Raw genomic sequence first — 615 nt, 5'->3', positions numbered from 1 at the left:
CCTGCCTGCATTAATGCACAAACACCACCGCAAAGTACTGCCTGTTCTCCGAATAAGTCTGTCTCTGTTTCTGTTCTGAATGTTGTTTCAAGAACTCCGGCTCTTGCTCCACCAATTCCTAATGCATATGCTAAAGCCATATCTAATGCCTTACCTGTTGCATCCTGTTCTACTGCTACTAAACATGGTGTTCCTTTTCCTGCCTGATATTCTGAACGTACTGTATGTCCCGGTGCCTTAGGAGCGATCATTGTAACATCTACATCCTTAGGTGGTACGATACATCCGTAATGAATGTTGAATCCGTGTGCAAACATAAGCATGTTTCCTGCTTCAAGGTTTGGTTCGATGTCTTTCTTGTACATATCAGCCTGTAATTCATCATTAATAAGAATCATGATGATGTCAGCTTTCTTTGCTGCTTCTGCTGCTGTATATACCTTGAATCCCTGCTTTTCAGCCTTAGCCCATGACTTGCTTCCTTCATATAAACCAATGATGACATCGCATCCTGATTCCTTTAAGTTTAATGCATGTGCATGTCCCTGGCTACCATAACCGATGATTGCGATTGTCTTTCCATCTAATAATGAAAGGTTACAATCTTCCTGATAA

At 41.5% G+C, this 615-nt stretch carries 1 protein-coding gene; it reads right to left on the bottom strand.

Going from position 1 to position 615, the window contains the following annotated elements; translation table 11 throughout:
- Nucleotides 1-615 (bottom strand): ketol-acid reductoisomerase (ilvC, locus tag ABMA45_RS01175; protein ID WP_348029884.1); only part of this gene is annotated, 615 nt, incomplete at both ends.

It is taken from the genome of Eubacterium sp. CAG:156, from assembly GCF_000434315.1.
GTDB classification, from domain to species: Bacteria; Bacillota; Clostridia; order Lachnospirales; family Lachnospiraceae; genus Eubacterium_U; species Eubacterium_U album.
The sequence above is the reverse complement of the archived record's forward strand: the minus strand, read 5'-3'. Positions and strand labels throughout refer to the sequence as shown.